At 57.4% G+C, this 24,959-nt stretch carries 22 protein-coding genes and 1 rRNA gene; 5 read left to right on the forward strand and 18 right to left on the reverse strand.

Features of this window, described 5'->3' with window-relative positions; all coding sequences use genetic code 11:
• Positions 1–8 precede the first annotated feature (8 nt).
• The 11 genes from ACFIOZ_RS01825 to dksA form a co-directional block, all read right to left on the reverse strand.
• Positions 9–1,187, reverse strand: coding sequence for an acetyl-CoA C-acetyltransferase (locus tag ACFIOZ_RS01825; RefSeq protein ID WP_386081845.1), 1,179 nt, complete (start codon positions 1,185–1,187; stop codon positions 9–11).
• A 205-nt stretch (positions 1,188–1,392) separates the two neighbouring features.
• A complete protein-coding gene (gene panD / locus ACFIOZ_RS01830; protein ID WP_007111819.1) occupies positions 1,393–1,773 on the reverse strand; it encodes an aspartate 1-decarboxylase in 381 nt (126 codons plus the stop codon).
• 33 nt (positions 1,774–1,806) lie between these two features.
• Positions 1,807–2,679: a pantoate--beta-alanine ligase gene (gene panC, locus ACFIOZ_RS01835; protein ID WP_386081847.1), complete on the reverse strand. Its 873-nt coding sequence runs from the start codon at positions 2,677–2,679 to the stop codon at positions 1,807–1,809.
• 104 nt (positions 2,680–2,783) lie between these two features.
• Positions 2,784–3,575 carry a 3-methyl-2-oxobutanoate hydroxymethyltransferase gene (gene panB, locus ACFIOZ_RS01840; RefSeq protein ID WP_386081849.1) on the reverse strand — a complete coding sequence of 264 codons (792 nt, stop codon included), beginning with the start codon at positions 3,573–3,575 and terminating at the stop codon, positions 2,784–2,786.
• A 158-nt stretch (positions 3,576–3,733) separates the two neighbouring features.
• Positions 3,734–4,225, reverse strand: a complete 492-nt coding sequence (gene folK / locus ACFIOZ_RS01845) for a 2-amino-4-hydroxy-6-hydroxymethyldihydropteridine diphosphokinase (RefSeq protein ID WP_386081851.1) — start codon at positions 4,223–4,225, stop codon at positions 3,734–3,736.
• Positions 4,225–5,607, reverse strand: a complete 1,383-nt coding sequence (pcnB, locus tag ACFIOZ_RS01850; protein ID WP_211594920.1) for a polynucleotide adenylyltransferase PcnB — start codon at positions 5,605–5,607, stop codon at positions 4,225–4,227. Before pcnB ends, folK begins: the two co-directional genes overlap by 1 nt.
• A gap of 922 nt (positions 5,608–6,529) precedes the next feature.
• Positions 6,530–7,924: a sigma-54-dependent transcriptional regulator gene (locus ACFIOZ_RS01855; RefSeq protein ID WP_386081853.1), complete on the reverse strand. Its 1,395-nt coding sequence runs from the start codon at positions 7,922–7,924 to the stop codon at positions 6,530–6,532.
• Positions 7,902–10,850 carry an ATP-binding protein gene (locus tag ACFIOZ_RS01860; RefSeq protein WP_386081855.1) on the reverse strand — a complete coding sequence of 983 codons (2,949 nt, stop codon included), beginning with the start codon at positions 10,848–10,850 and terminating at the stop codon, positions 7,902–7,904. The genes ACFIOZ_RS01855 and ACFIOZ_RS01860 overlap by 23 nt, the downstream gene beginning before the upstream one ends.
• Positions 10,840–11,016 (reverse strand): hypothetical protein, encoded by a 177-nt coding sequence (locus ACFIOZ_RS01865; RefSeq protein ID WP_007111811.1) that lies wholly within the window; start codon positions 11,014–11,016, stop codon positions 10,840–10,842. Before ACFIOZ_RS01865 ends, ACFIOZ_RS01860 begins: the two co-directional genes overlap by 11 nt.
• A 1-nt stretch (position 11,017) precedes the next feature.
• Positions 11,018–11,929: a tRNA glutamyl-Q(34) synthetase GluQRS gene (gene gluQRS / locus ACFIOZ_RS01870; RefSeq protein WP_386081856.1), complete on the reverse strand. Its 912-nt coding sequence runs from the start codon at positions 11,927–11,929 to the stop codon at positions 11,018–11,020.
• A 92-nt stretch (positions 11,930–12,021) separates the two neighbouring features.
• Positions 12,022–12,459, reverse strand: coding sequence for an RNA polymerase-binding protein DksA (gene dksA / locus ACFIOZ_RS01875; protein ID WP_088702211.1), 438 nt, complete (start codon positions 12,457–12,459; stop codon positions 12,022–12,024).
• 215 nt (positions 12,460–12,674) lie between these two features.
• Here dksA and ACFIOZ_RS01880 point away from each other — a divergent pair, with 215 nt between their 5' ends.
• Both ACFIOZ_RS01880 and sfsA read left to right on the forward strand, forming a co-directional pair.
• On the forward strand, positions 12,675–13,835 hold the full coding sequence (locus tag ACFIOZ_RS01880) for an aminotransferase class I/II-fold pyridoxal phosphate-dependent enzyme (RefSeq protein ID WP_386081858.1): 1,161 nt from the start codon (positions 12,675–12,677) through the stop codon (positions 13,833–13,835).
• Positions 13,835–14,587 (forward strand): DNA/RNA nuclease SfsA, encoded by a 753-nt coding sequence (gene sfsA / locus ACFIOZ_RS01885; protein ID WP_386081860.1) that lies wholly within the window; start codon positions 13,835–13,837, stop codon positions 14,585–14,587. The genes ACFIOZ_RS01880 and sfsA overlap by 1 nt, the downstream gene beginning before the upstream one ends.
• On the opposite strand, the gene ACFIOZ_RS01890 is transcribed toward sfsA, so the two are convergent.
• The 6 genes from ACFIOZ_RS01890 to ACFIOZ_RS01915 all read right to left on the reverse strand — a co-directional run bounded on the left by ACFIOZ_RS01890 (position 14,559) and on the right by ACFIOZ_RS01915 (position 19,200).
• Positions 14,559–15,008, reverse strand: a complete 450-nt coding sequence (locus tag ACFIOZ_RS01890; RefSeq protein WP_386081862.1) for a DUF4426 domain-containing protein — start codon at positions 15,006–15,008, stop codon at positions 14,559–14,561. The two genes, sfsA and ACFIOZ_RS01890, sit on opposite strands and share 29 nt — an antisense overlap.
• 41 nt (positions 15,009–15,049) lie before the next feature.
• Positions 15,050–15,643, reverse strand: coding sequence for a methionine biosynthesis protein MetW (gene metW, locus ACFIOZ_RS01895; RefSeq protein WP_088702231.1), 594 nt, complete (start codon positions 15,641–15,643; stop codon positions 15,050–15,052).
• Complete coding sequence (metX, locus tag ACFIOZ_RS01900; protein ID WP_386081865.1) at positions 15,643–16,869, reverse strand: homoserine O-succinyltransferase MetX; 1,227 nt, start codon at positions 16,867–16,869, stop codon at positions 15,643–15,645. Before metX ends, metW begins: the two co-directional genes overlap by 1 nt.
• 86 nt (positions 16,870–16,955) lie before the next feature.
• Positions 16,956–17,549 (reverse strand): YggT family protein, encoded by a 594-nt coding sequence (locus tag ACFIOZ_RS01905; protein WP_088702216.1) that lies wholly within the window; start codon positions 17,547–17,549, stop codon positions 16,956–16,958.
• A 54-nt stretch (positions 17,550–17,603) separates the two neighbouring features.
• The gene (proC, locus tag ACFIOZ_RS01910; protein WP_386081867.1) at positions 17,604–18,428 is read right to left on the reverse strand and encodes a pyrroline-5-carboxylate reductase; all 825 of its coding nucleotides are present in this window, start codon (positions 18,426–18,428) and stop codon (positions 17,604–17,606) included.
• A 55-nt stretch (positions 18,429–18,483) separates the two neighbouring features.
• Positions 18,484–19,200 (reverse strand): YggS family pyridoxal phosphate-dependent enzyme, encoded by a 717-nt coding sequence (locus tag ACFIOZ_RS01915; protein ID WP_386081868.1) that lies wholly within the window; start codon positions 19,198–19,200, stop codon positions 18,484–18,486.
• A 32-nt stretch (positions 19,201–19,232) separates the two neighbouring features.
• Here ACFIOZ_RS01915 and ACFIOZ_RS01920 point away from each other — a divergent pair, with 32 nt between their 5' ends.
• Positions 19,233–20,276 carry a type IV pilus twitching motility protein PilT gene (locus ACFIOZ_RS01920; protein ID WP_386081869.1) on the forward strand — a complete coding sequence of 348 codons (1,044 nt, stop codon included), beginning with the start codon at positions 19,233–19,235 and terminating at the stop codon, positions 20,274–20,276.
• 38 nt (positions 20,277–20,314) lie between these two features.
• Here ACFIOZ_RS01920 and ACFIOZ_RS01925 read toward each other — a convergent pair whose 3' ends face one another.
• Positions 20,315–21,454 carry an anhydro-N-acetylmuramic acid kinase gene (locus ACFIOZ_RS01925; RefSeq protein ID WP_386081871.1) on the reverse strand — a complete coding sequence of 380 codons (1,140 nt, stop codon included), beginning with the start codon at positions 21,452–21,454 and terminating at the stop codon, positions 20,315–20,317.
• Positions 21,455–21,593: 139 nt separating this feature from the next.
• On the opposite strand from ACFIOZ_RS01925, the gene tyrS reads away from it, so the two are divergent.
• Together tyrS and ACFIOZ_RS01935 are read left to right on the forward strand one after the other, a co-directional pair.
• Complete coding sequence (gene tyrS / locus ACFIOZ_RS01930; protein ID WP_386081873.1) at positions 21,594–22,793, forward strand: tyrosine--tRNA ligase; 1,200 nt, start codon at positions 21,594–21,596, stop codon at positions 22,791–22,793.
• A gap of 454 nt (positions 22,794–23,247) precedes the next feature.
• Positions 23,248–24,780, forward strand: a 16S ribosomal RNA gene (locus ACFIOZ_RS01935).
• The last annotated feature ends 179 nt before the right edge of the window (positions 24,781–24,959 follow it).

The following is a 24,959-nucleotide window of genomic DNA, read 5'->3' on the forward strand; positions in this document are numbered from 1 at the left end:
GACAATAATCAAGGACGCTCAATCGCCAGCGCAACACCTTGACCACCACCGATACACAGCGTCGCAAGACCTTTCTTGGCGTCGCGGGCGATCATTTCGTGGAGCAGCGTGACCAGTACGCGGCAGCCGGAGGCACCAATGGGGTGGCCTAGGGCAATCGCGCCGCCGTTGACGTTCACTTTAGAGGTGTCCCAACCGAGCTCTTTATTGACGGATAGCGCTTGAGCGGCAAACGCTTCATTGGCTTCCACCAGATCCAGGTCATCCAGGCTCCAGCCGGCTTTTTCCAAGCAACGGCGGGTCGCCGGTGCGGGGCCGATACCCATAATGGCAGGGTCAACGCCTGCGTTGGAGTAAGCGGCGATGCGTGCCAGCGGCTCTAGCCCCAACTGCTTGGCTTTTTCGGCGGAGCAGAGCATCACCACTGCCGCGCCGTCGTTGAGCGCCGAGGCATTACCGGCGGTAACGGTACCGTCTTTCTTAAACGCAGGGCGCATGCCGCCAAGCTTCTCCGCGGTAACTTCCCGGGGGTTTTCGTCGGTGTCGAATACCACCGGATCGCCTTTGCGCTGGGGAATTTCCACCGGCACGATCTGGCCTTTGAACCTGCCTTCTTTGATGGCGGCAGCGGCTTTCTGCTGTGATGCCGCGGCGAACTCATCCATCGCTTCGCGAGTAATGCCGTACTTCTCAGCGAGGTTCTCGGCAGTAATGCCCATATGGTAGTTGTTGAACGCATCCCACAGGCCGTCGTGCACCATGGAATCAATCGCCTTCCAATCGCCCATGCGCTGGCCGTTGCGGGAGTTGGGCAGTACGTGGGGCGAGGCGGACATATTCTCCTGGCCACCGGCCAGAATCAGCTCGGCATCGCCGCAGCGAATGGCCTGAGTCGCGAGATGCAGCGCTTTAAGGCCTGAGCCACACACTTTGTTGATGGTCATGGCCGGTACCGAGTCCGGTAGGCCACCTTTGATAGCCGCTTGGCGCGCCGGATTCTGGCCTACGCCCGCGGTGAGCACCTGGCCCAGCAGTACTTCGTCAACTTGATCGGGAGAAACGCCGGTGGAGGCGAGTATATCTTTGATTACCAAGGCGCCCAGGTCGCTCGCGGGAATACCTGCTAGGGATCCACCGAAAGCGCCCACAGCGGTGCGGCGTGCCGCAACAATGACTACTTCTTGCATAAAATGACTCCTGAAGTAATTAACAGACAGTCTGATGCCAGATGCCCGATAGGCGTGCTCTGTCAGCCGTACTCTTTTATTCGTACTCTGTCAGCCGTCTCTTCAGCATAGGGGAAGGTGATGCATTGCGGCAATACGCATTTATAGGCAAATAAAAACGGGCCAACATGTGGCCCGTCAGGAGAAAGCGTTAGAGGCGCTAAGATTAGGCTAGCTGCACCGGAATAATATTGCTGGTGTGGCTGACATGATTGCCTTCCTGTAGATACACCAGCGCAGGCTGGTGATTTTCCAGTTCGGCTTCAGAGTAGTGGGCATAGCTGCAGATAATGATCCGGTGGCCCGGCGCTGCAAGATGAGCCGCTGCGCCGTTAATCGAGATAAGTTTGGAGCCTTCCTCACCGCGGATAGCGTAAGTGGTGAAGCGCTCGCCGTTCTCGACGTTGTAAATCTGAATCTGCTCATTTTCACGAATGCCCGCCATATCCAGCAGGTCGCCGTCGATGGCGCAGGAGCCTTCGTAGTTGAGTACCGCGTGAGTAACGCGTGCCATGTGCAGCTTGGCTTTGAGCATGATGGTATGCATGTGAGTTCCTATTGTTACCCGTTGTTTGTTTATTTATTCTCTGACTGTAGTGTCAGCGCTGGCCGGGAGTTGAACAGTGAGGTTGTCGATTAATCGCGCCGGGCCCAGCTTGGCGGCGGCTAACAGTACCGCTTGGCGAGTGGCTAGGTTAACGGGGCCTAGCGTGGCATCGCGAAGTTCCAGGTAGTCCAGCGTAAAGCCCGCATCATACAGCGCGGTGTGGCCCTGGTGTAGTACCTTTTCGATAGGCTCTCCGCGCGCTAACGCATCGCGAAGCGTACACAGCGTGCGATAAAGCGCAGGGGCGACTGCACGCTCCTCGCTACTTAAATAGCCGTTGCGTGATGACAGTGCCAAGCCATCTTCTGCGCGCACGATGGGCACGCCGATAATCTCGATAGGCATGTGCAGGTCGCACACCAGCTTGCGAATCACCGCCAACTGCTGGTAATCCTTCTCCCCAAAGCAGGCGATATCTGGCTGTACCAGATTAAACAGCATGCTGACCACGGTGGAGACACCGTCGAAATGGCCGGGGCGTGAGCCGCCGCACAGCCCTTCGCCTACCACGGGCACATGTACGCGGGTCTGGGCGTCCAAGCCATTAGGGTAGAGCGAGCTTACCGCCGGGGCGAACAGTACGTCGCAGCCAGCCTCGATAAGCTGCGCTTGATCGGCATCAAAGGTACGCGGGTAGCCGTCTAAGTCTTCGCCTGGGCCAAACTGCATCGGATTGACGAACAGGCTTGCGACCACGATATCGGCGTGCTGTCGCGCGCAGGCGACCAGCGCTAGGTGGCCTGCGTGGAGGTTGCCCATGGTGGGCACCAGGGCAATACGCTGGCCGCGTTGGCGGTAATCTCGAAGCGTGCTGCGTAGCTGATCAATATCTCGCAAAGTGCGCATAGTCGTTTCGTGTCAATAACAAAAAATGGGCGATAGTCGAGCTGTCTTAAAAGAAACCAGTTTTTCAAGACAGAGCTTTAAAACTGGACTTTAAACGCTGGACTTTAAAAGCAGTGCTCTTGAGCCGGGAAGGCGCGGGTTTTGACGGCTTCATGGTAGTGCTGGAAAGCCGCTTGAATGCTGTCGGCGTCGACCATAAAGTTTTTCACAAAGCGCGGCGTGCGGCCATGGGTGATGCCGAGTACATCGTGCATCACCAGAATCTGGCCATCGGTATCCGGCCCTGCGCCAATGCCAATCACCGGCACATCCAGCGCTTCGGTGACCGCTCTGCCCAGGCTGGCAGGGACGCACTCAAGCAGAATCACTGAAGCGCCTGCCTCGACTAAAACTTTGGCGTCGTTGATGATTCGCTCGGCGTGAGCGGCATCGCGGCCTTGCACTTTATAGCCCCCCAACTGGTGCACGGTTTGTGGGGTTAACCCCAGGTGGGCGCACACCGGTACACCGCGACGGGTGAGTTCACGGATGCCATCGGCCATCCACGCTTCGCCTTCCAGCTTGACCAGCTCCGCTCCTGCGCGCATCACGGCACCGGCATCTTCCAGCAGGCGCTCGGTGGTGGCGTTGCTCATAAACGGCAGATCCACCATTAGCAGGCTATGGCCTTTGCCACGCGCCGCGCAGCGGGTGTGGTAAACAATGTCGTCAATGGTGACGGGGAGGGTGCTGCTGTGGCCCTGTAGCACCATGCCCAGCGAATCACCGACCAGCAGGACATCAATGCCCGCCTGACTTGCCGCGTGGGCAAAGGAGGCATCGTAAGCGGTTAGGCAACTGAACGTCTCGCCAGCCTGCTTATAGGCCTGCAGCGTGCTTAGGGTGACGGTTTTCATGGCGTGCTCTCATGTTTTACGTGAGGCCGCTGCGACATAGGCAGCCGACCATTATTGATGCTGCATCCCTGCATTCGCGAAGTGGCTTAACCGGTGATTGTTACCTGAATGGGGTGTCGGTGTCGAGATTTGTGTCAAAAGGTAGCGTTAGCCGCACACTAGGCGTTGGGGAGGCGCTCCAAGCCTTGATCCTCAACACGTTGAAGCCATAGGGATAGCGGCTGTTGGAGAAGCATGAGCGAGGGTGCGATCTCTGTGAGGGGGAGCAACACAAAGGCCCGGGCAGTCATTTGCGGGTGGGGGACGCGTAGCCGAGGCGTGTCGATAGCGTCGTCGGCGTAGAGCAGTAGATCCAGGTCGAGGGTACGTGGCCCCCAGTGGCGCTGGCGGCGGCGGCGATGCTGCTGTTCTAACGCCTGAAGCTGATCAAGCAGTGCCAGTGGCGAGAGGCGTGTCTCCAGCGCCGCTACGGCGTTGATAAAGTCCGGCTGATCCTGGGGCCCCACAGGGCGGCTGGCGTAGAGCGATGAGGCTGCTACCAATCCACTCAGTGGTAGCGTCGCCAGTTCACTGAGGGCCTCGCGAACCTGCTCAATCGGCGCCTCAAGATTGCTGCCTATGCCAATGTAGGCGAGTTGTGCTGTGCCCACTACTCCGGCGCACTCGGCTTACGGCGACGTTTGCGACGACGATCACCCTGGCTGGCGGGGTCGCCACCCACTTTTTGCAGTAAGCGACGCTGTTCGTGCTCATCGCCACGCTGAAATGCCGTCCACCACTCGCCTAAACCACTGGGTATTTCGCCTGCCTGTTCGCGTAGCAGCAGCAGGTCATAGCCGGCCCTGAAGCGCGGGTGCTCCCGAGTTTGAAAGGCTTTTTTACCGCGCCGTTGGGGCAGACGCTGCTGTAACTCCCAAATTTCCCGCATGGGAATGCCAAAGCGCTTGGGGATCGAGGTGAACTCTAACTGACGAGAGACCACCTGCTGAGCCGCTGCTTGCAGGGCGGGAATAGGGGGCATGCCCTCTTGCTCTAGCGCTTCCTGACGATGTTTGACCGGCGCCCATAAGAAGGCGGCCAATAGAAAGGCCGGGGTAACTGGGCGTTCTTCGGCGATACGTTTATCAGTGTTGGTTAGCGCCTGCTCAATCAGATCTTCGGCCCAGGCGGCATCGGCCATGGCTTCTTCGGCCTCTGGGAACAGCATACCAAACAGGCCGTAGTGGCTAAGGAGCCGGAAGGTGACCAAGCCGTGGCCCGACATAAACAGCTTGAGGACTTCATCGAATAGACGTGCAGGAGGGATCTGCAGCAGCAGCGGCGCCTGATCGTACATCGGCGCTTCGGTGGCTGGGTCTAGCGTAAAGTCGAGCTTAGCCGCAAAGCGCACCGCCCGTAGCATTCTGACCGGATCTTCACGGTAACGTGTCGCCGGATCGCCAATTAGACGCAGGGTGCGGGTCTTAATGTCCTCGGCACCATTGGCAAAGTCGGTGATGCTGAAATCGGCGATATTGTAGTAGAGCGCATTAACGGTGAAGTCGCGCCGCAGCGCGTCCTCTTCAATATTGCCCCACACATTGTCGCGTAGCAGTAACCCTTCATCGGACTGGTGGGCAATGTGATCGCCATGCTCGTCTTGGGGTTTGCCACGGAAAGTGGTGACCTCAATGACCTCGCGGCCAAAGCGCACGTGGACAATCCGAAAACGGCGGCCAATCAGGCGCGAATTACGAAATAGATCGCGAACCTGTTCGGGAGTGGCGTTGGTGGCGACGTCAAAATCCTTGGGCATCTTGCCAAGCAGCGCATCGCGTATGCAGCCGCCTACTAGATAAGCGTCGTAACCGGCACCGCTAAGGCGATAAAGCACTTTTAACGCGGCATCACTAATATGCTGGCGAGAAACAGGGTGCTCGGACCGAGGGATGTTGCGCGGAGTAAGGGCGCTGGTGCTGCTCTCTTGGGGATCAAGCAAGGTTTTCAATTGCTCCCCCGGGCTGTGTAGGAAACGGGTAAATCCTTTAAACATGCGACGATTTCAACTCGCAGGGTACGAAAAAATGGTCGTAAACATAGTCGTTAGAAAACACTTCAAACGAATACTGAACATAAACCACGAATGGCTGAGTGTAGCCGACCCTCTAAGGCTTGCAAAGAGCGGCTTGCAAAGCACTTGACGCCAGCGCGTGATGCTTACAGCCTTTTGCATCGAGTTTTATAGCGGACAGACACGGAAAGGGGAGGCTAAGAGAGCCTCCCCTATCAAGCAATCAATCAGCGTCCGTGCTGCTATTTTTCTTCATGATGGCACATCGCCCTGAATACGCACCGCAGTCGGTAGGCGTGAGGAGCACGGTAGTTCCGACCGCCTCGTATTCAAAACAATAATCCAACCGCGAACTTTTCTCCCCCCGGGGAATTATTATTGGCGCCGGGGTGCACACACTGACAGCTATTGTTGTTGTTAGGATGCCGAGTCACGTTGTACGTCGCGTCCTTATCGGGCCACTTGCTGCTTTTATTATTGTTCGCTGCGCCTGTGTTGCCTGCGCAAGCAAGTAATGAGACTCAAGCCTGTTGTTTTTATTAGTACCGTTATCTCTACCTGGCCCTGTTGTTCTTGTTGTGGCTCAGGTGGGGGTGAGGGTCATGTTGTTTTTGTTGGTGACCTACCGCTATGCCCAGTTTGTTTTTCTTACCCAGTAATATTGCAGACCCTGTGCCACCTATTTAATAAATTATAAATTTCAGAAGGTTGGAGTTTTTTAAGTCGCCGCGGAACTTTGTAGCGTGAGAAGTGTTACCCCTTTTGCGTCCGTTTGTGCGCGGCGTTGTGTGGGAAGGTAACAGTGCCTGGGCAGCGTCAGGCAGAATATTTCTTATCTAAATCAGTATATTAGACGATGGTCGTAGGGGCGTGGTGGCATGAATGGATAGCATTGCCCAGGGGGTTAACCTGGGCGACGGGCGGTTTTTTTGCGCGGTATGCCAAGCCGCTGGCGCCGCTCCCAGAGGTTTTTACGGCTAATCCCCAGCTTTTGTGCCAATTCGGTTTCACTCATCTGATCTTGGTGTTCGAGGACAAAGTGCTGAAAATAATCTTCTAGAGAGAGATCATCTTCATTCTCTTCAGCACTTTTTTCACTGCCGCCACTGCTGGCAGATGTACTGGACGAGCCAGTGGGCGGATGGGGGCGTGGCGTGGTCGGCGCTAGACCCAGGTCGTCCGGGTGGATCAGGTGCCCCTCCGCAAGAATTACTCCGCGCTCAAGGGCATTCTCCAGCTCGCGAACATTGCCCGGCCATGGGTAGTCGCGCAGATCCTGACGGGCTGCGCGGGATAGGCGCAGCCCCGTGCGCTCGTGCCGTTTACACGCTTTGTCGAGCAGGATGTCAGCGATCTCAAGCACGTCATCCTCACGCTCTCGCAGAGGCGGCAGCTCAATCTGCATCACGTTCAGGCGGTAGTAAAGGTCGAGGCGAAACTCGCCGGTTTTCGACAGTGCCCGCAGATCACGGTGAGTCGCCGCAATGAGACGGACGTTAACGTGGCGGGTTTCTACCGAGCCGATTTTGCGGATTTCACCCTCTTGCAGAACGCGTAGCAGGCGTGCCTGGGCATCCAACGGAAGCTCGCCAATCTCATCCAAAAACAGCGTGCCGCCATCAGCGGCTTCGACTAACCCAGTGCGCGCAGCACTGGCGCCGGTAAAAGCGCCTTTTTCATGGCCAAACAGCTCGGATTCTATCAGCGTTTCTGGAATCGCCGCGCAGTTAACACAGATCAGCGGTGCCTTGGCCCGCTTGCTCTGCTGGTGAATAGCGCGTGCCACAAGCTCCTTACCGGTGCCGGACTCGCCGAGAATCAGTACGGTGACATCGGCGGGTGCGGTTTTACTGATGCGGGTGTAGACCTGCTGCATGGCGACGCAGTTGCCAATCATGGTTTGTCGGCTGCCGCCTGCATCGGTGATATCCGGCGGAGGGCTCTGTTGCATGGACTGCTTATGCAGGATCCGCTCAACGGTTTCAAGGAGTTCTGCGTGGTCAAAGGGCTTCGCGACATAGTCCACCGCGCCTAGTTTGAGTGCTTCTACCGCCGAGCGCATGCTCGCATAACTGGTCATGATCAATACCGGTACGGGCGCGGCGGCTGCGATCAGCGCCGTGCCTGGTTCGCCCGGTAGGCGCAGGTCGCTGATGATGAGGTCGAAACCGGTGAGCTCAAGCTGGCTGGCCTCTTCAGCACTGGCGGCTTCGCTAACTGTATAGTCATGACGTTCTAGCAGCCGCTTCAATGCGCTGCGAATAATCGCTTCATCTTCAACAATCAGAATCCTGGGCATGGGTTGGCTGATCATCCTGTTGGTAAAGCGGCAGCCATAATGTAATGGCCGTGCCGCGAGGCTGTCCCGGGGGTGGCGAGGCCACGTCTATTTTACCCTGGTGCTCATTGATAATCTGGTAGGCCAGAGAAAGGCCCAGGCCGGTGCCCTCGCCGGCGGGTTTGGTGGTGGTAAAGGGCTCGAATAAGTGGTCGCGTACCCGTGGGTCGATGCCCTGACCGTTATCGACTATCCGCCACCAGGCAAGCTGCCCTTGGCACCCTGCGGTAATGTGAACTTCTCCTCCCAGCCCACAGGCATCCCTGGCATTACTGAGCAGATTGACCATCACTTGCGTTAATCGCTGGGCATCGCCACGCACCACCACATCGTCGGGCGTCTCATTGGTTAGGATAACATCCTCTCCCGAGCGGGCGAGGTGGATCAAGTGCAGTGCGTCTTCGCTAATCGATGCAAGCGCCACCGGCGAGGCGGGCAGCGGCACCGACTGGCGCCCCCCATGGGCAAAGCCAACCAGTGAGTTAACGATTTTGGTGACCCTTTGGGTGAGCTGCTGGATTTGGTCGGCGGTCTCCAGCAGGGCAGGATCGTTGGTGTCGTAGCGGAGGTTTTGCGCCAGGGATGAGATACCGGTAATCGGATTACCAATTTCATGGGCGACCCCGGCGGCTAGCTGGCCGATAGAGGCGAGTCGCGCGGCATGCACCAACTCATCTTCCAGCCACTTCATTTCGGTGTGGTCTTCAATCAGGATGACGCTGCCGCCACGGCTGTCATTGCCGCTGAGAATGGCTTTGTGCAGGGTCAGGAAGTAGTCTCGGCCGTGCAGCGCCACCGCTTGCTTGTAGAGCGGGCCTGGCGTGGCATCTAACGCGCTGCCCAATAGTCTGGGCCAGGGGGCTGGCAGGCTATCGCGGCGTGAGCCGATCACACTTTCACCGCTAATCCCCGAGAGCTGCGAGAGCGCCTGATTCCACATCAAGAGCTCATCGTCATCGCCCAGAACGCACAGCCCTACAGGCAGGTAGGCCAGGGTTTGCCGGTGGTGACGACGCAAGCCGTCGAGCTCACGGGCTAGCCCTGTTAGTCGTGAGCGGTAAGCTTCCAGGCGGCTCTCGACAAAGTGAATATCGTCGGTTTCTGGGGTGTCGTCATGGCGGTAGGGCAGGTAGCGGTCGACGATGTCCCGAGCCACTGAAGGCCCCATCAAACCAGACAAGTTTGCTTGAATTCGGTCACGTAAGCGGCGCAGGGCATAGGGGCGGCGCTCCTGGGGCGTTAAGTTGAGCGCTTGCAGGGCCCTGTTCACTTCGCGGCTGGCGGCTTCATCGCCGAGTGCGTGGGCTAAGTGAGTAGAGAAGTCGCTGGCCGTGGCGGCTTCCAGTGGAAAGCGTTTGGAGCGGATAACGGCATCCACCGAGCACGCCTCTGCGGCGGACTGCTCACCTTCAGAAATACGCGTGAACAGCGATATCACAATCAGCAGCAGGATATTGACCGCTAACGACAGCAACGTAACGTTGTACCAAATCGGTGCACCAGTGTCGGTAAGCGGTGTAATGGGTAGCGTCGGCACGGGGAGCGAGAACATAAGCGGCAGCCATAGGCCCCATAGCCACACGCCGACACCGGCGATCAGGCCAATCACCATGCCTTTACGGTTAGCGCCCGGCCAATAGAGCAGTGCCAGCATGCCGGGCAGGCACTGGGCCATGCCGACAAAGGCGGCTAGCCCCAAGCCGATGAGGCCATGATGGCGTCCTACCCACTGGTAAAACACCCAGCCGCCGATAATCACCGCGACCACGAGCCCACGGCGTAGCCACAGCAACCAGCCGTAGAGATCACTGCGTGCTTCCGGGGGCCTTGCTACCAGCACAATATGATTCAGCACCATGCCAGAAAGCGCCAACGCAATCATAATCATGGTGCCGCTAGCGGCGGCTAACCCACCGATAAACGCCAGTGCCCCCACCCACCAGTGCTCGCTCATTAGGTAGGCGGCATAGGCGGCGATGGGAATGTCCGGGTTGATCGATTGTGCCGCCCACCAAATCAAAGGCACGGGCAGCGCCATGAGCAGCAGAAACAGTGGCAGCGTCCAGCTCGCTTGTAGCAGGGTGTGCTGCGATAGACTTTCTGAAAAACTGATATGAAACAGATGCGGCATCATGAAGGCAGCGGCAAAAAACAGCAGTAGCAGGGTTCGCCACTGAGCAGGGTCAAGTTTGGGCGTCTGCTGCTGGAGCGTTGCGCCTGGACCTTCCAGCCAGCGCTGTAAGTCACCGGGCCCGTCAAACACCATCCACATGGCAACAGCCCCTAGTCCCAGCATCGCCAGCAGCTTAACAATCGATTCAAACGCGATGGCGCTTAGCAGGGTATCGTGGCGACCATGAGACTGGCTGTGACGGGCGCCGAAAATCACCGCGAAAGCGGCAATCACCGCACAAAAAAGCAGCGCAACGCTACCCCCCGCTTGGCTGACGGTGATGATATTGATGGCTTCGCTGAGGGTTTGTACCTGAATGCCGAGCAGCGGCAGCACCGCCAGCAGGCTGACCAGGGTGACCAGCGTGCCCGCCCAGCGGGAGCGAAAGCGAAAGGCAAATAGATCCGCCAGCGACGTTAGTTGATAGGTGCGGGTGATGCGCTGGATAGGCACGAGTAGCACGGGGGCGAGCAAGAAGGCACCCGCTGCGCCCAGGTAGTAGGCGAGGAAGCCAAACCCGGCATGGGCAGCCATTTCCACGCTGCCGTAAATCGCCCAGGCGCTGGCGTAAACACCCAGGGCAAGGGTGTAAACAATCGGATGGCGGGTAATGCGCACCGGCACCCAGCCGCGCTCTACTGCAAAACCGCAGCCAAACAGTAGCGCCAGGTAGCCCAGCCCCAGTAGTAGGACGCCGACTATCTCAACGTTCATCAAGCTTCCTCTTCTGCTCCAGCCAGAGGGTTAACGCAATTAAACCACCCCAAATCGCAAAGGGCCGGTACCAAGCAGCCTCCGGGTCGCTCCAGCCATTCATCAGTAGCGGAGAGAGCAGATAGCCACCAAACACCAGAAACAGCATGATGCGATAGACGTACATATCAATCTCCTGGTGATGAAGAGGGCGGTATTGAACGGTGCTTCGCTGGGCGCAGTTGTTCAAGTGACCAGTTGGCTACCGCCCAGTGTAGCTGAGTCGCCGGGGGCTCAGCAGCAAGCGCCTGAGGCGGTGCTTGGTCAAGTGCTGCCAGGGCCTGAAAGAGCTGCCGCCGCACTCCCCGCTCATCTTCTGCCAGGGCGGGGGCCAGGTTTTGCTTCGAGAGCTTCTGGCCTTCAGCGGTGACGATCAGCGGCAAGTGCAGGTAGCGTGGTTGCGGTAGCCCAAGCGCACCCTGCAACTGGCGCTGCCAGGGGGTGTTATCGAGCAGGTCGAGCCCGCGCACCACATCGGTAATTTGCTGCTCGGCGTCATCGACTACCACGGCCAACTGGTAGGCCCATAAATTATCTTTGCGCTTTAATACCACATCGCCCAGTTCAGCGGGGTCAAACTGCTGCGCGCCGAATAGCCGGTCTTGCCATTGAATAGGGCGCTCGCCAAGGTCGCTGCGTAACCGCCAGGCCACTGGTTTGGTGGGGTCGCAAACGCCATCGCGGCACCAGCCGGGGTAGATATCAAACGCCTGCCACTGCTTACGGGAGCAACTGCAGGGGTAGGCAATATCGAGTTGGATCAACTGGTTCAAGGCAGTTTGATAAGCCGCATCACGGGTGTGCTGCCACATCACACTCCCATCCCACTCCAGGCCAAAGGTTTCCAACTGACGCAGGATCGTGCTCGCCGCGCCATCGGGGCAGCGGGGCGGGTCGATATCCTCAATGCGTACCAACCACTCCCCCTGTGCCGCACGGGCGTCCAGGTAGCTGCCTAAAGCGGCGACCAAAGAGCCAAAGTGCAGCGGGCCTGAGGGCGTAGGCGCAAAGCGTCCACGGTAGCCAATTGAGTCGTTCATTGTAGCGTCGTCCTTGGTGGTTCAGGCAAGCGCTGCCAACAAAAACGGGCACCCTAAGGTGCCCGCGTTCAAGTAGAACGTTGTGTTAGTGCTCAGCCGCCGAGCTGCTTCTCCTTGAGTTCTGCCAAGGTTTTGCAGTCCACACAAAGGGTGGCGGTGGGGCGAGCTTCTAAACGGCGGATGCCGATCTCAACGCCGCAGGCTTCGCAGAAACCGTAGTCATCATCATCGATTTTATCGATGGTTTCGTTAATCTTTTTGAGCAGCTTACGCTCGCGATCCCGGGTACGCAGTTCCAGGCTAAAGCCCTCTTCCTGGGTAGCGCGGTCGGCGGGGTCGGCGTAGTTGTTCGCATCTTCCTGCAGGTGGCGTACGGTACGATCCACCTCTTCCATGAGATCCTGTTTCCAATCCAGCAGCAGCTGACGGAAGTGCGCTAGCTGCTGCTCGTTCATATACTCTTCACCCGGCGCTGGCTCATACGGGGTGAAGGACTTGGACGCTTCCGGTTTCTTTTCTGCTACTGGCATGGGACTGCCCCTTACAAATGTGACTACTGATCGACCATGAGCGATTGTCACGATCTCACGCCAAAGGGATGCTTGTTTAGCTGAAAAATGACGGCGTTGCAAGCATAATGGTGAGCTTTCGACGATAGTCTGGCCTTGAATATGACTAGCGCCATGTTTTAGTTAGTTTTTCAATATTTGCACAGTTTTCTAAATGATTAGATGAAGGAGCCGTTATGGCCTGGAATTCGCGTGTCGAACACGTTGCCCCTTTTCGGGTCATGCATTTGCTGGAGTTGGCCCAGGCACGGGAAGCGGCCGGGCACGATGTGATTCATCTGGAAGTGGGCGAGCCGGATTTTGCTACCCCCGAGCCAATTCTCGCTGCCGGGCAGCAAGCGTTGACCAGTGGCCATACCCGCTATACCCCAGCGGCTGGGCTCCCTGCGCTGCGCGAGGCGATCGCCGGGCATTACGCCGAGCATTTTAACGCTACGGTTGCTCCGGCGCGCATTTTGGTCACCCCAGGAGCGTCGGGGGCGCTACTGCTGGCGAGCCAGTTATTAGTCGAAAGCGGCTCTCGGGTGCTGATGGCTGACCCTAACTACCCCTGCAATCGCCACTTTATGGCCCTGGCCGGCGCCGAGATCGATGCAATCGCCGTGGGGCGTGATAGCGGCTGGCAGTTGGACGCTGCACTGGTCGCCCAGCATTGGCGTGAGGATACTAGTCTGGCGATGTTAGCGTCGCCCTCTAACCCCACCGGCCATACGTTGAGCGCGCAACAGCTCTCTGCAGTACTGGCAGCGGTCGCTGAGCGCGACGGGGAGGTGATCGTCGATGAGATTTATCAGGGCCTCAACTACGACGATACGCCGCTGTCGGCGACCTCGCTCTCAGCCAACGCCTTTGTGGTTAACAGCTTCTCAAAATATTTTGGTATGACCGGCTGGCGCCTGGGCTGGCTGGTGGCGCCAGAGCATGCGGTAGAGCCATTAACGCGGCTGGCGCAGAACATGTTTCTGGCCGCGGCAACGCCGTCGCAGCATGCCGCCCTGGCGGCGTTTACGCCCGCGTGTCGGGATATTCTTGAACAGCGCCGTGAAACCCTAAAAGAGCGCCGCCAGGTGCTGCTGGAGGGCCTAGCAGGCTTGGGGCTGGCACCGGATCTACCGCCCCAGGGCGCGTTCTATCTGTGGCTGGATATCTCCCGCTATAGCCGCGACAGCCAGGCCTTTTGCGAGCGCTTATTGCAGGAGGAGAACGTGGCCATTACGCCGGGAATCGACTTTGCCGTGCGTGGCGGTAAGCACCATGTGCGCATAGCCTTCACCAATGAGGCTGCCCGCCTGGAAGAGGCGGTAACGCGCATTGCTCGCTTTGTGGGCAGACTGTGATGCTCAGCTACCCCGAGCTGGTGCCAGGCACGCTCCTCAAACGTTACAAACGCTTTCTAGCCGATGTGCGTTTGGATGATGGTCGCGAGGTCGTGGCCCACTGCCCCAATACCGGCTCAATGAAAGCGGTGAACGTGCCGGGGTGCCGTGTGTGGCTGTCGCCTAGCGACAACCCTAAGCGCAAGCTGGCCTGGACCTGGGAGTTTATCGAGCTACCCCAAGCCGATGAACCGCTGGCGCTTGCCTCGGTGCATACCGGCCGCGCTAACCGCATTGTGGAGGCGGCGTTAGAGGCGGGTGAGTTAGCGCCCTTGGCAGGCTACGCCACGCTGCGTCGAGAGGTAAAAGTGGCCGATGCCCGTCTCGACTTTATGTTGGATGACCCAGAAAGAGGGCGGGCGTATATCGAGGTGAAGCAGGTTACCCTCAAAGAGCCGGACGGCCATGGCTACTTTCCGGACTCGGTGAGCGTGCGTGGCACCAAGCACCTGCACTCGCTGCGCGTACTGGCAGAGCAGGGCGAACGGGCGGTGCTGCTGTTTTGTGTCGCCCATGAGGGGATTGCCGATGTGGCCGCCGCAGCCCATATCGACGCGGCGTACGCGGCAGCTCTGACGGAAGCATCGGCCAGCGGCGTGGAAGTGCTGGCCTATGGTATGCAAGTGACTCGCGAGCAGGAGCGACCAATGAGCGTGAGGTTAAACCGCCGTCTGCCTGTGCGGCTTAACGGTCAATATAAAAACGCTGAATAAAGTTCACCGGCTCGGGGGCCGCGTTGCGGTCGTAGCGCACGCTTAGTTCAAAGCGCATGCTTTCATCTTCGCGCATGGTAAAAGGCGCCAGATGGTAGGTGGCGTCGCCGTCATGCACGGTGCGAAAGCTGAGCGATTCCTGGACGCCCGTCAAACCGCTAACATGGCCCTGGACGCTGGCGTTAACGGGGCGGGTAGTGCCATCCTCCTGGCGCTCGCGAACGCTTACATTGACCAGGCCTCGGTTGGCGCTGCGCTGGAGGTTGTTAGCCTGGGCCACCTCTGGGGTCAAAAAGCTGCTGTTCACCGCGCTGTAGTGAATCTCGTAATCGCCTACGCTAACGAACTGTTCAGCGTGGGCCCCAGCGGCGGCAAACAGCATGCCGACAAGGGCGGCACCGATCATTAATCTGCGTAACATGGTGTGGCTCCTTGGATGACCTAGCAATGGAGTGTTGACGTCTAGCGCCGGCGAACGCGGAAAATGGCAATTTCACCAAACAGGTTGGGCCATAGCCGCGATTTCCAGTGACCTTGATGATCTCCCACGCCCACCGCACGATCAACAATCACCAAGCCCTTTTCCCTGCATAGATGCTCAAAGTCGTTGAACGTGGATAGGTGGATGTTGGGTGTGTCGTACCAGGCGTGAGGCAGCGATTTGGAGACCGGCATATAGCCGCGCAGGCCCAAGTGCACACGGTGGCGCCAGTAGGCGAAGTTAGGGAAAGTGATAATCCCCTCTTCGGCGACGCGCAGCATTTCATCGAGCATCTTGTCCGGGCGGCGCAGTGCTTGCAGCGCCTGAGTCATGATCACTTGGTCATAACTGTTATCGCAAAAGCTGCTCAAGCCGTCATCCAGGTTATGCTCAATCACGCTGACGCCACGGGCCACGCAGGCATTAATGCCGTCATGGTCGATCTCTAAGCCATACCCGGTTACGTTCTTATTATTCGCCAAGGTTTCCAGCAGTTCGCCGTCGCCACAGGCGAGGTCGAGCACGTGGGCGCCCTCGGGCACCCAGTCGTATATCAATTCTAGATCGGCGCGCATCATGGCGTCTCCTCTGAGCTCGTTGCCACTTTGCCCGCTTGGTCATCGCCCGCTTCAGCGAGCTTTAGCTCCCGAGCAGCGCGGCTCATAAAGGCGCTGAAGATGGCGTCGTAGCGCGGTGCTGAAAGTAAAAAAGCATCGTGCCCATGGGGTGATTCGATGTTGGCATAGCTGACTGACTTGCCTGCCCGGGTAAGCGCATCGACCAGTTCCCTGGAGCGCGAAGGCGGAAACCGCCAGTCGGTGGTAAAGCTGACAATTAAAAACGGGCACTGCGCGGGGGCCAGGGCTTTAGCTAAGTCGCCCCCCTGGGTGGCGGAAGGATCAAAGTAGTCCAGTGCCTTGGTCATCAGCAGGTAGGTATTGGCGTCAAAGGCGGTGGAGAAGGTGTCGCCCTGATAGCGGAGGTAGGACTCCACCTGAAACTCAACGTCGAAACCGAAGTTAAGGTCGTCGCTGCGCAGGTCGCGGCCAAACTTGCTGCCCATGGCGTCTTCCGACAGATAGGTGATATGCCCCACCATACGCGCCAGCTTTAGCCCACGTTTGGGTACGGTGTCGTGTTCAGCGTACCAGCCGTCAAAGAACTCCGGGTCAGAGCGAATCGCTTGGCGAGCCACCTCGTTAAAAGCGATATTTTGCGCCGAGAGCCGCGGCGTGGCGGCAATTACCACCGCGTTGGCTACCCGCTCCGGGTAAGTCATTGTCCACTGCATGACCTGCATGCCGCCCAGGCTGCCGCCCACCGCGGCGGCCCAGCGCTCAATTCCCAGGTGGTCGGCAAGCCGTGCCTGGCTGGCCACCCAATCGCTCACCGTGACCATGGGGAATTCAGGTCCCCACTGGCGGCCCGTCTCGGGGTTGTGGCTGACCGGCCCGGTGCTGCCGTGGCAGCCGCCGAGGTTATTGAGCGAAACCACAAAAAAGCGGTTGGTGTCGATCGCTTTGCCAGGGCCAATATGGGCATCCCACCAACCGGGCTTACGATCCTCTTCGCTGTGGTAGCCCGCGGCGTGGTGGTGGCCTGAGAGTGCATGGCAAATGAGCACCGCGTTGCTGCGTTCGGCATTCAATGTGCCGTAGGTTTCGTAAATCAGCTCGTAGGCAGGCAGCACTTTGCCGCAGGCAAGGGCGAGCGGCGTGTCAAAGCGTGCCACGTGCGGGGTGACCAGGCCGACGGAACCCGCCGGTCGATCTGCAAACGCATGCGTATCTGAATCAGGCATTGAAGGCGCGAGTCCTGCTAAAAAGTACGTCTAAATGAATCAAGCCGAAGCGATTCATTGCACAAAGAACTGGCAGACAGCCGTGATCAGAGTCCGACCAGTGCCCCGGAAATGCCCGCCGCACGAATCAGTGCGCCGACCACCAGGCTATCGACCAGATTAATGGCGATAAACACCACGATAGGCGAGAGATCAATCATGCCCAGAGGGGGGATCACTTTGCGTACCGGCGCCATAATGGGCTCCACCAGTTGCATCACTAGCAGCGCGCCTGGGTGGCTGGCGTTGGGGGCTACCCAGCTTAAGATGATCATCACAATCATGGCGAAGAAGTAGATTTTTAGAATTGCATTCGCCAGGGCCGCTACACCGGCAATCATTAACCCGGCAATGGGGGGCATACCTACGCCAATCACCATAAAGATGGCGATGATGCTGACTACTTTTAACACAAAGCCTGCCGCTAACGTAGCGAGGTCGAAGCGACCCGCAACGGGGCCTAAAAAGCCTTGAAACAGTCCTACTACCGGTTGGGTGATTTTAACCACCGATTGGCTTAACGGGTTGTAGTAATCCGCCCGCGACGCCTGCAGCAGAAAGCGCAGCATGAGTAAAAATAGATAAATATTGATCAGGGTGTTTACCAGCATTAACCCTGCACTGCCCAATTCATTGCCCATTATGGTGTCTCCTTGATGATTCGTTGCGAAGCAGTGGTGTTACTCACTGTTTTGTCACTCTCCGCTCAGTTCCTTGGCCATTGCCTGGGCACGGTCGGCGCAGGCCTGCATGGCGTCGGCAATCGTGGTGCGCAACTGTGCCTCTTCCATGTGGTGAATGGCACGTTCGGTGGTGCCCCCCGGCGACATAACGTTCTGTTTCAGCGTGGCCGGGTCTTTATCACTCTGCTGCGCCATCGTGGCGGCACCCAGCGCGGTTTGAATAGCGAGGCGGCGTGCGGTGGCAGCAGGAAGGCCGAGTTTAACCGCGGCTTCCTCCATGGCTTCGAACATCAGAAAGAAGTAGGCCGGGGCACTGCCCGAAACGGCAGTGACCGCATTTAACAGCGCTTCTTCTTCTACCCACTCGACAATGCCCACTGCTTCCATCAACTGGGTGGCCACATCTCGCTGGGCGTCGCTAACCTTGGCATTGGCGTAGAGGCCGCTGGCGCCGTAACCGACCAGCGAGGGCGTATTGGGCATGCAGCGTACCATGGCATTTTGGCCGCCCAGCCACTGATCGATAGTGTCGGCATCCAGACCTGCAGCAATCGAAATCATCAGCGGCTGCTGGCGCTGAACGCTGTCGCGCAGCGCTTCGCATACGCCGCGCATAATTTGTGGCTTCACCGCGAGTACGACTACATCGGCGTCAGCCACCGCCGCACTGTTGTCGGTATCGGTATTGATGCTTAAGCGTTGTTTAATTTCAGTCAGTTCGCTGTCATTCGGTGCGGTGGCGGTAATCGTCGAGGGTTCAACGCCGCTGTCGATTAGGCCGCCAATAATAGCGCTGGCCATATTACCGGCCCCAATGAAGGTAATCTTATTCGCCATGGTAGGTGTCCCTTAAGTAAAAATGTTCTAGGTAATAAAGCGGGCTACTTTTCGTCTAAGCCGATGGGCGAGCGCCGAAAATCACGGTGCCCAAACGCACCAGCGTGGCGCCTTCCAGCACCGCCGCTTCTAAATCGTCGCTCATGCCCATCGAGAGCGTATCAAGGGGCGCGTCTGGCAAGCTGCTTTGTAAGGCGGTGAAAGCCTCGCGAAGTGCTGCCAATGGCCGGCGCTGAGCGCTTATATCCGACGCCGGTGCGGGGATCGCCATCAAACCGCGCAGGTGCAAATTCGGCAGCGTGGCCACTTCTTTGGCCAACTCCTCTAACGCCTCGGGCAGCACACCGGCTTTGCTCTCTTCGCGGCTGATATTAACCTGGAGGCAGATATTGAGCGGTGCAAGGTGCGCTGGGCGCTGTTCGCTCAGGCGTTTGGCAATTTTTAGCCGGTCGACGCTGTGCACCCAGTCAAAGTGTTCGGCAACCGAGCGGGTTTTGTTGGACTGCAGTGGCCCAATGAAATGCCACACAATGCCGTCAAGATCAGTAAGCTCGGTCTGCTTCTCCAGCGCTTCTTGCAAATAGTTTTCACCAAATTCACGCTGACCCAACTGCCAAACCTGACGAATCATCGCCGCGGGCTTGGTTTTGCTGACCGCCAGTAGCTTGGCTGCATCCTGGGCACGCCCCGCGCCTTCTAATGCGTCATGCAGGCGTTTAAGCGCCTGAGCGTATGAAGAGTCGAGTGACTCGTTAAGCGCGATGTCTGTCATACTCAAGCACCTTACCGCAGCTGGGAAGAGAGATGGATATTACCGAACTGCTAGCATTCTCGGCAAAGCAGAATGCCTCTGACTTGCACCTTTCGGCCGGTTTACCACCCATGATACGTGTTGATGGCGACATTCGTCGGCTCAATGTGCCCGCTATCGATAATAATGATGTTCGCAAATTGATCTACGCCATCATGAATGATCGACAGCGGCGCGACTACGAAGAGCACCTGGAAATTGATTTTTCCTTTGAAGTCCCTGGGGTAGCTCGCTTTCGTGTTAACGCGTTCACCCAGGCCCGCGGGGCGGGGGCGGTATTTCGTACCATTCCCAATCAAGTGCTCTCCATGCAAGCCCTGGGGCTCGGCGAGGTGTTCGAGCGTCTGGCGATGTTACCGCGTGGCCTGGTGCTGGTGACAGGGCCAACGGGGTCGGGTAAGAGCACCACGTTGGCCGCGATGATCGACTACATTAACGACCACCGCTACGAGCACATTCTGACCATCGAAGACCCGGTTGAGTTTGTTCACATGAGCAAGCGCTGCTTGATTAACCAGCGCGAAGTGCATCGCGATACCCATAGCTTTGCCGACGCGTTACGTAGTGCGTTGCGTGAAGACCCGGATGTGATTCTGGTCGGTGAGCTGCGCGATCTGGAAACCATTCGATTAGCGCTGACCGCCGCGGAGACAGGTCACTTGGTGCTGGGAACGCTGCATACCACCTCTGCCGTCAAGACAATCGACCGGATCATCGATGTTTTTCCCGGCGAAGAGAGAGCCATGGTGCGCTCCATGCTGTCGGAGTCACTCCAGGCAGTGGTATCGCAATCGCTGCTTAAACGACAGGGGGGCGGACGCGTAGCGGCCCATGAAATCCTCATTGCCACTTCTGCAGTGCGCAACTTAATCCGCGAAGACAAAGTGGCGCAGATGTACTCGGCCATTCAAACCGGCGGCAGCCTGGGCATGCAAACCCTGGATGCCGCGCTTACTCGGTTAGTGAAAGAGGGTACGGTAAGTTTGGATGAGGCGCAGCTGAGTGCGAAGGGAGCGCTGGCATTGAAAGATGAGTAACGACGGTTCAATGCCAGCCGCCAGCTCCAGCTCATCGGCTAGCAAGCATAAATACCGCCCAGCACCCGCGGGCCTGCCGCGCCGGTTACTGAGGGCAGGTTGCCGGGTAGGTGGTGCAGGCGTTGGTGAGCCAGCCAGGCGAAAGCCCCGGCCTCAATCCAGTCTTCAGGCCAGCCGTAGGCCGCTGGCGAAGTGAGCGTAGCGCGAGGCAGATGATAGGCAATACGCTGCATTAAATAGCCATTGTGGGCGCCGCCGCCAGCGGTGATTAGCGTGAGAGGGTCGTCATCGATCCGTAGTTGTTCAATACCGCGAGCGACACTGACAGCGGTGAGTTCGGCCAGCGTGGCCTGTACATTGGCGGCGTCTTCCTGCCCGCTGAGGTGTTGTTGTAGCCACTCCAGATGGAATAACTCACGCCCGGTGCTTCTCGGCGGAGGTTGCTGGAAAAACGGTTCTGATAACAGCCGAGCTAACAGCGCTTCATCTACCTCTCCACTGGCGGCCCAATCGCCGCTTTGATCAAAGCGGCCACCCTGATGCAAGGCAAACCAAGCATCCAGCAAAACATTCGCTGGCCCGGTATCAAAACCAATCACTGGATCGCTTGGTTGGCTTGAAAGCCAGGTCAGATTGGCGAAGCCCCCCAAATTAAGCACCAATTGATGCGTATCGGCTCGTCCAAACAGCGCCTGATGAAACGCCGGTGCCAGCGGCGCAGCTTGGCCACCAGCGGCTAGGTCGCGGCGGCGGAAATCAGCAACGACCGTGCAGCCGCTCAGTTCTGCCAGCAAACTAGGGTTATCCAACTGAAGCGTATAGGCTGGGCCGCCGTCGTGGCCTTTAGGGGCATGCTCGATCGTTTGGCCGTGGCTGCCGATGGCGCTGATCTGCTCCAACTCTACTGAGAGCGGTGCTAATAGCTGCTTTACCGCTTGGGCCTGGCAGTGGCTGAAAGCGTGCTCTGCTGTTGCTAGCTGGGCAAAGCTCACCTGCTCCGCATGACACAGCGTGAGCAGTAGGCGATGTAACTCATCAGGCATCGGTTCGGCGTGGGTGGCCAACAGGCGGGGTGGTGAATCATTGTCGATGGCGATAAGCGCTGCATCGATACCATCCAGGCTGGTGCCGGACATCAGGCCAATATAGTAACGCGGCGAAGTGGTAGGCGTTTTCATAAGTGAACTCGTGCAAAGCGGGGCTAAAGCTAAGCTAAGGCTAAACCAGGGCTCAACCAAGGCGAACGAGCATGGTAACATCGTCGGCTATTTATCACCTGAGCCCGGTATGGGCGGTTCTTTATAGTGGAGAGAGGCAATGAGTGAGGTGGATCAGGCTTTAGCGCTGCTGTCGCGGGGTACGCACGAAATCCTGGTAGAGGATGAGTTAAAAAAGAAGCTGGCTTCAGGCCGCAAGCTGCGTATCAAAGCGGGCTTTGATCCCACCGCCCCTGATCTGCATCTTGGGCACAGTGTACTGCTGACTAAAATGCGCCAGTTTCAGGACTTGGGTCACACGGTTATCTTTCTGATCGGTGACTTTACCGGGCGTATTGGTGACCCCACAGGTAAGAACGTGACGCGCAAGCCGCTCACCGAAGAGGACGTGAAAGCTAACGCCGAAACCTATAAGGAGCAGGTGTTTAAAATTCTCGACCCTGAAAAAACCGAAGTGCGCTTTAACGCCGAATGGTTTGGTGAGCTCTCTGCCGCCAAAATGATTGAGCTGGCCGCCCAAAGTACCGTCGCACGCATGCTAGAGCGGGACGACTTTGAAAAGCGCTATAAAGCCAATCAGTCCATTGCGATCCATGAATTTCTCTACCCGCTGGTACAGGGCTACGATTCGGTAGCGCTTGAGGCTGATGTGGAGCTAGGCGGCACCGACCAGAAGTTCAACCTGCTAATGGGGCGCGAAATCCAAAAGCACTTCGGCCAAGAGCCTCAAGTGGTGATCACTATGCCGCTGCTGGAAGGGTTAGACGGCGTGCAGAAGATGTCGAAGTCGCTTGGCAACTACATAGGTGTCGATGAGGCACCGGGTTCCATGTTCAACAAGCTGGTCTCCATGCCGGATAGCCTAATGTGGCGCTACTTTGAGCTGCTCTCTTTGAAATCAAATGAAGAGATTGAGGCGCTTAAGCAGAGCGTTGAGCAAGGAGCGAACCCACGCGATGTGAAAATGGAGCTGGCGCGGGAGCTGATTGCCCGCTACCACGGCGATGAAGCGGCGGCCAATGCGCATAAGTCGGCGGGTAATCAACTGGCCGATGGCGAACTGCCGGAAGACCTGCCGGAAGTGACGGTTGATTTTGAAGGTAGTGCAGAAGCCCCTATTGCGGCAGTGTTAAACAGGGCAGAGCTTGCCAACAACAGCGCCCAAGCCAAGGATATGTTGGGGAATGGCCGGGTTAAAGTCGACGGCGAAGTTGTTGCCAAAGACACCATGCTGGCGACAGGTAAGAGCTATGTCATCCAGGCGGGTAAGAAACGTTACGCCCGTGTGACGCTTATTTGAACTTTCTGTCAAAAAGCCCTTGCCAACCCGGCGGCGAATCCGTAAAGTACGCATCCGCTGCCGGGGACGCCAAGCGTTACCAGCGGTATATAAGGTGTAAAACCCTTGGTTAGTCAACGAGTTAGCGGTTTTGGATGTGGTCAGGTTTGCATCGAAAATAACGCCCTTGACAATCGCCAGGAAATGCGTAGAATACGCCTTCCTCGCTGAGGCAAGCCAGTTCAACGGCAGCCCGGTTGCTTTCACAGCAATCTTCCAGCGAAACAGCTCTTTAACAATTTGATCAGGTAATTCATGTGGGCGCTTGCTGATGTTGGTGGCAAATCACCAAATATCAAGGCAGGCGAACACAACGATACTTTTCGGAGTATTACAGTGAATTCGTTTGAACCTTGAGCCAAGTTTGATTCGCTTTTGTTGCTTTCGAGCGACAAGTAAGGATCACAATGATTTTAAACTGAAGAGTTTGATCATGGCTCAGATTGAACGCTGGCGGCAGGCCTAACACATGCAAGTCGAGCGGTAACAGGGGTAGCTTGCTACCCGCTGACGAGCGGCGGACGGGTGAGTAATGCATAGGAATCTGCCCGGTAGTGGGGGATAACCTGGGGAAACCCAGGCTAATACCGCATACGTCCTACGGGAGAAAGGGGGCTCCGGCTCCCGCTATTGGATGAGCCTATGTCGGATTAGCTAGTTGGTGAGGTAAAGGCTCACCAAGGCAACGATCCGTAGCTGGTCTGAGAGGATGATCAGCCACATCGGGACTGAGACACGGCCCGAACTCCTACGGGAGGCAGCAGTGGGGAATATTGGACAATGGGGGCAACCCTGATCCAGCCATGCCGCGTGTGTGAAGAAGGCCCTCGGGTTGTAAAGCACTTTCAGCGAGGAAGAACGCCTATCGGTTAATACCCGGTAGGAAAGACATCACTCGCAGAAGAAGCACCGGCTAACTCCGTGCCAGCAGCCGCGGTAATACGGAGGGTGCAAGCGTTAATCGGAATTACTGGGCGTAAAGCGCGCGTAGGTGGCTTGATAAGCCGGTTGTGAAAGCCCCGGGCTCAACCTGGGAACGGCATCCGGAACTGTCAGGCTAGAGTGCAGGAGAGGAAGGTAGAATTCCCGGTGTAGCGGTGAAATGCGTAGAGATCGGGAGGAATACCAGTGGCGAAGGCGGCCTTCTGGACTGACACTGACACTGAGGTGCGAAAGCGTGGGTAGCAAACAGGATTAGATACCCTGGTAGTCCACGCCGTAAACGATGTCGACCAGCCGTTGGGTGCCTAGAGCACTTTGTGGCGAAGTTAACGCGATAAGTCGACCGCCTGGGGAGTACGGCCGCAAGGTTAAAACTCAAATGAATTGACGGGGGCCCGCACAAGCGGTGGAGCATGTGGTTTAATTCGATGCAACGCGAAGAACCTTACCTACCCTTGACATCTACAGAAGCCGGAAGAGATTCTGGTGTGCCTTCGGGAACTGTAAGACAGGTGCTGCATGGCTGTCGTCAGCTCGTGTTGTGAAATGTTGGGTTAAGTCCCGTAACGAGCGCAACCCTTGTCCTTATTTGCCAGCACGTAATGGTGGGAACTCTAAGGAGACTGCCGGTGACAAACCGGAGGAAGGTGGGGACGACGTCAAGTCATCATGGCCCTTACGGGTAGGGCTACACACGTGCTACAATGGCCGGTACAAAGGGCTGCGAGCTCGCGAGAGTCAGCGAATCCCTTAAAGCCGGTCTCAGTCCGGATCGGAGTCTGCAACTCGACTCCGTGAAGTCGGAATCGCTAGTAATCGTGAATCAGAATGTCACGGTGAATACGTTCCCGGGCCTTGTACACACCGCCCGTCACACCATGGGAGTGGACTGCACCAGAAGTGGTTAGCCTAACGCAAGAGGGCGATCACCACGGTGTGGTTCATGACTGGGGTGAAGTCGTAACAAGGTAGCCGTAGGGGAACCTGCGGCTGGATCACCTCCTTAAACGATGCGTCACAGTTAGTAAGCGTCCACAATGAATTACCTGATCAGAATGCTGTTGATGAGCAGTGATAAGTGACTTTTTCTTTTTAATACGAAAAAAAACGCTTATCACTGCTTATAGCAGTCGCTCTTTAACAATGTATATCATGCTGACAAGAACACTTCGCAAGAAGTGCTTC

The organism is Vreelandella sp. F11, assembly GCF_042466685.1.
Lineage (GTDB): Bacteria > Pseudomonadota > Gammaproteobacteria > Pseudomonadales > Halomonadaceae > Vreelandella.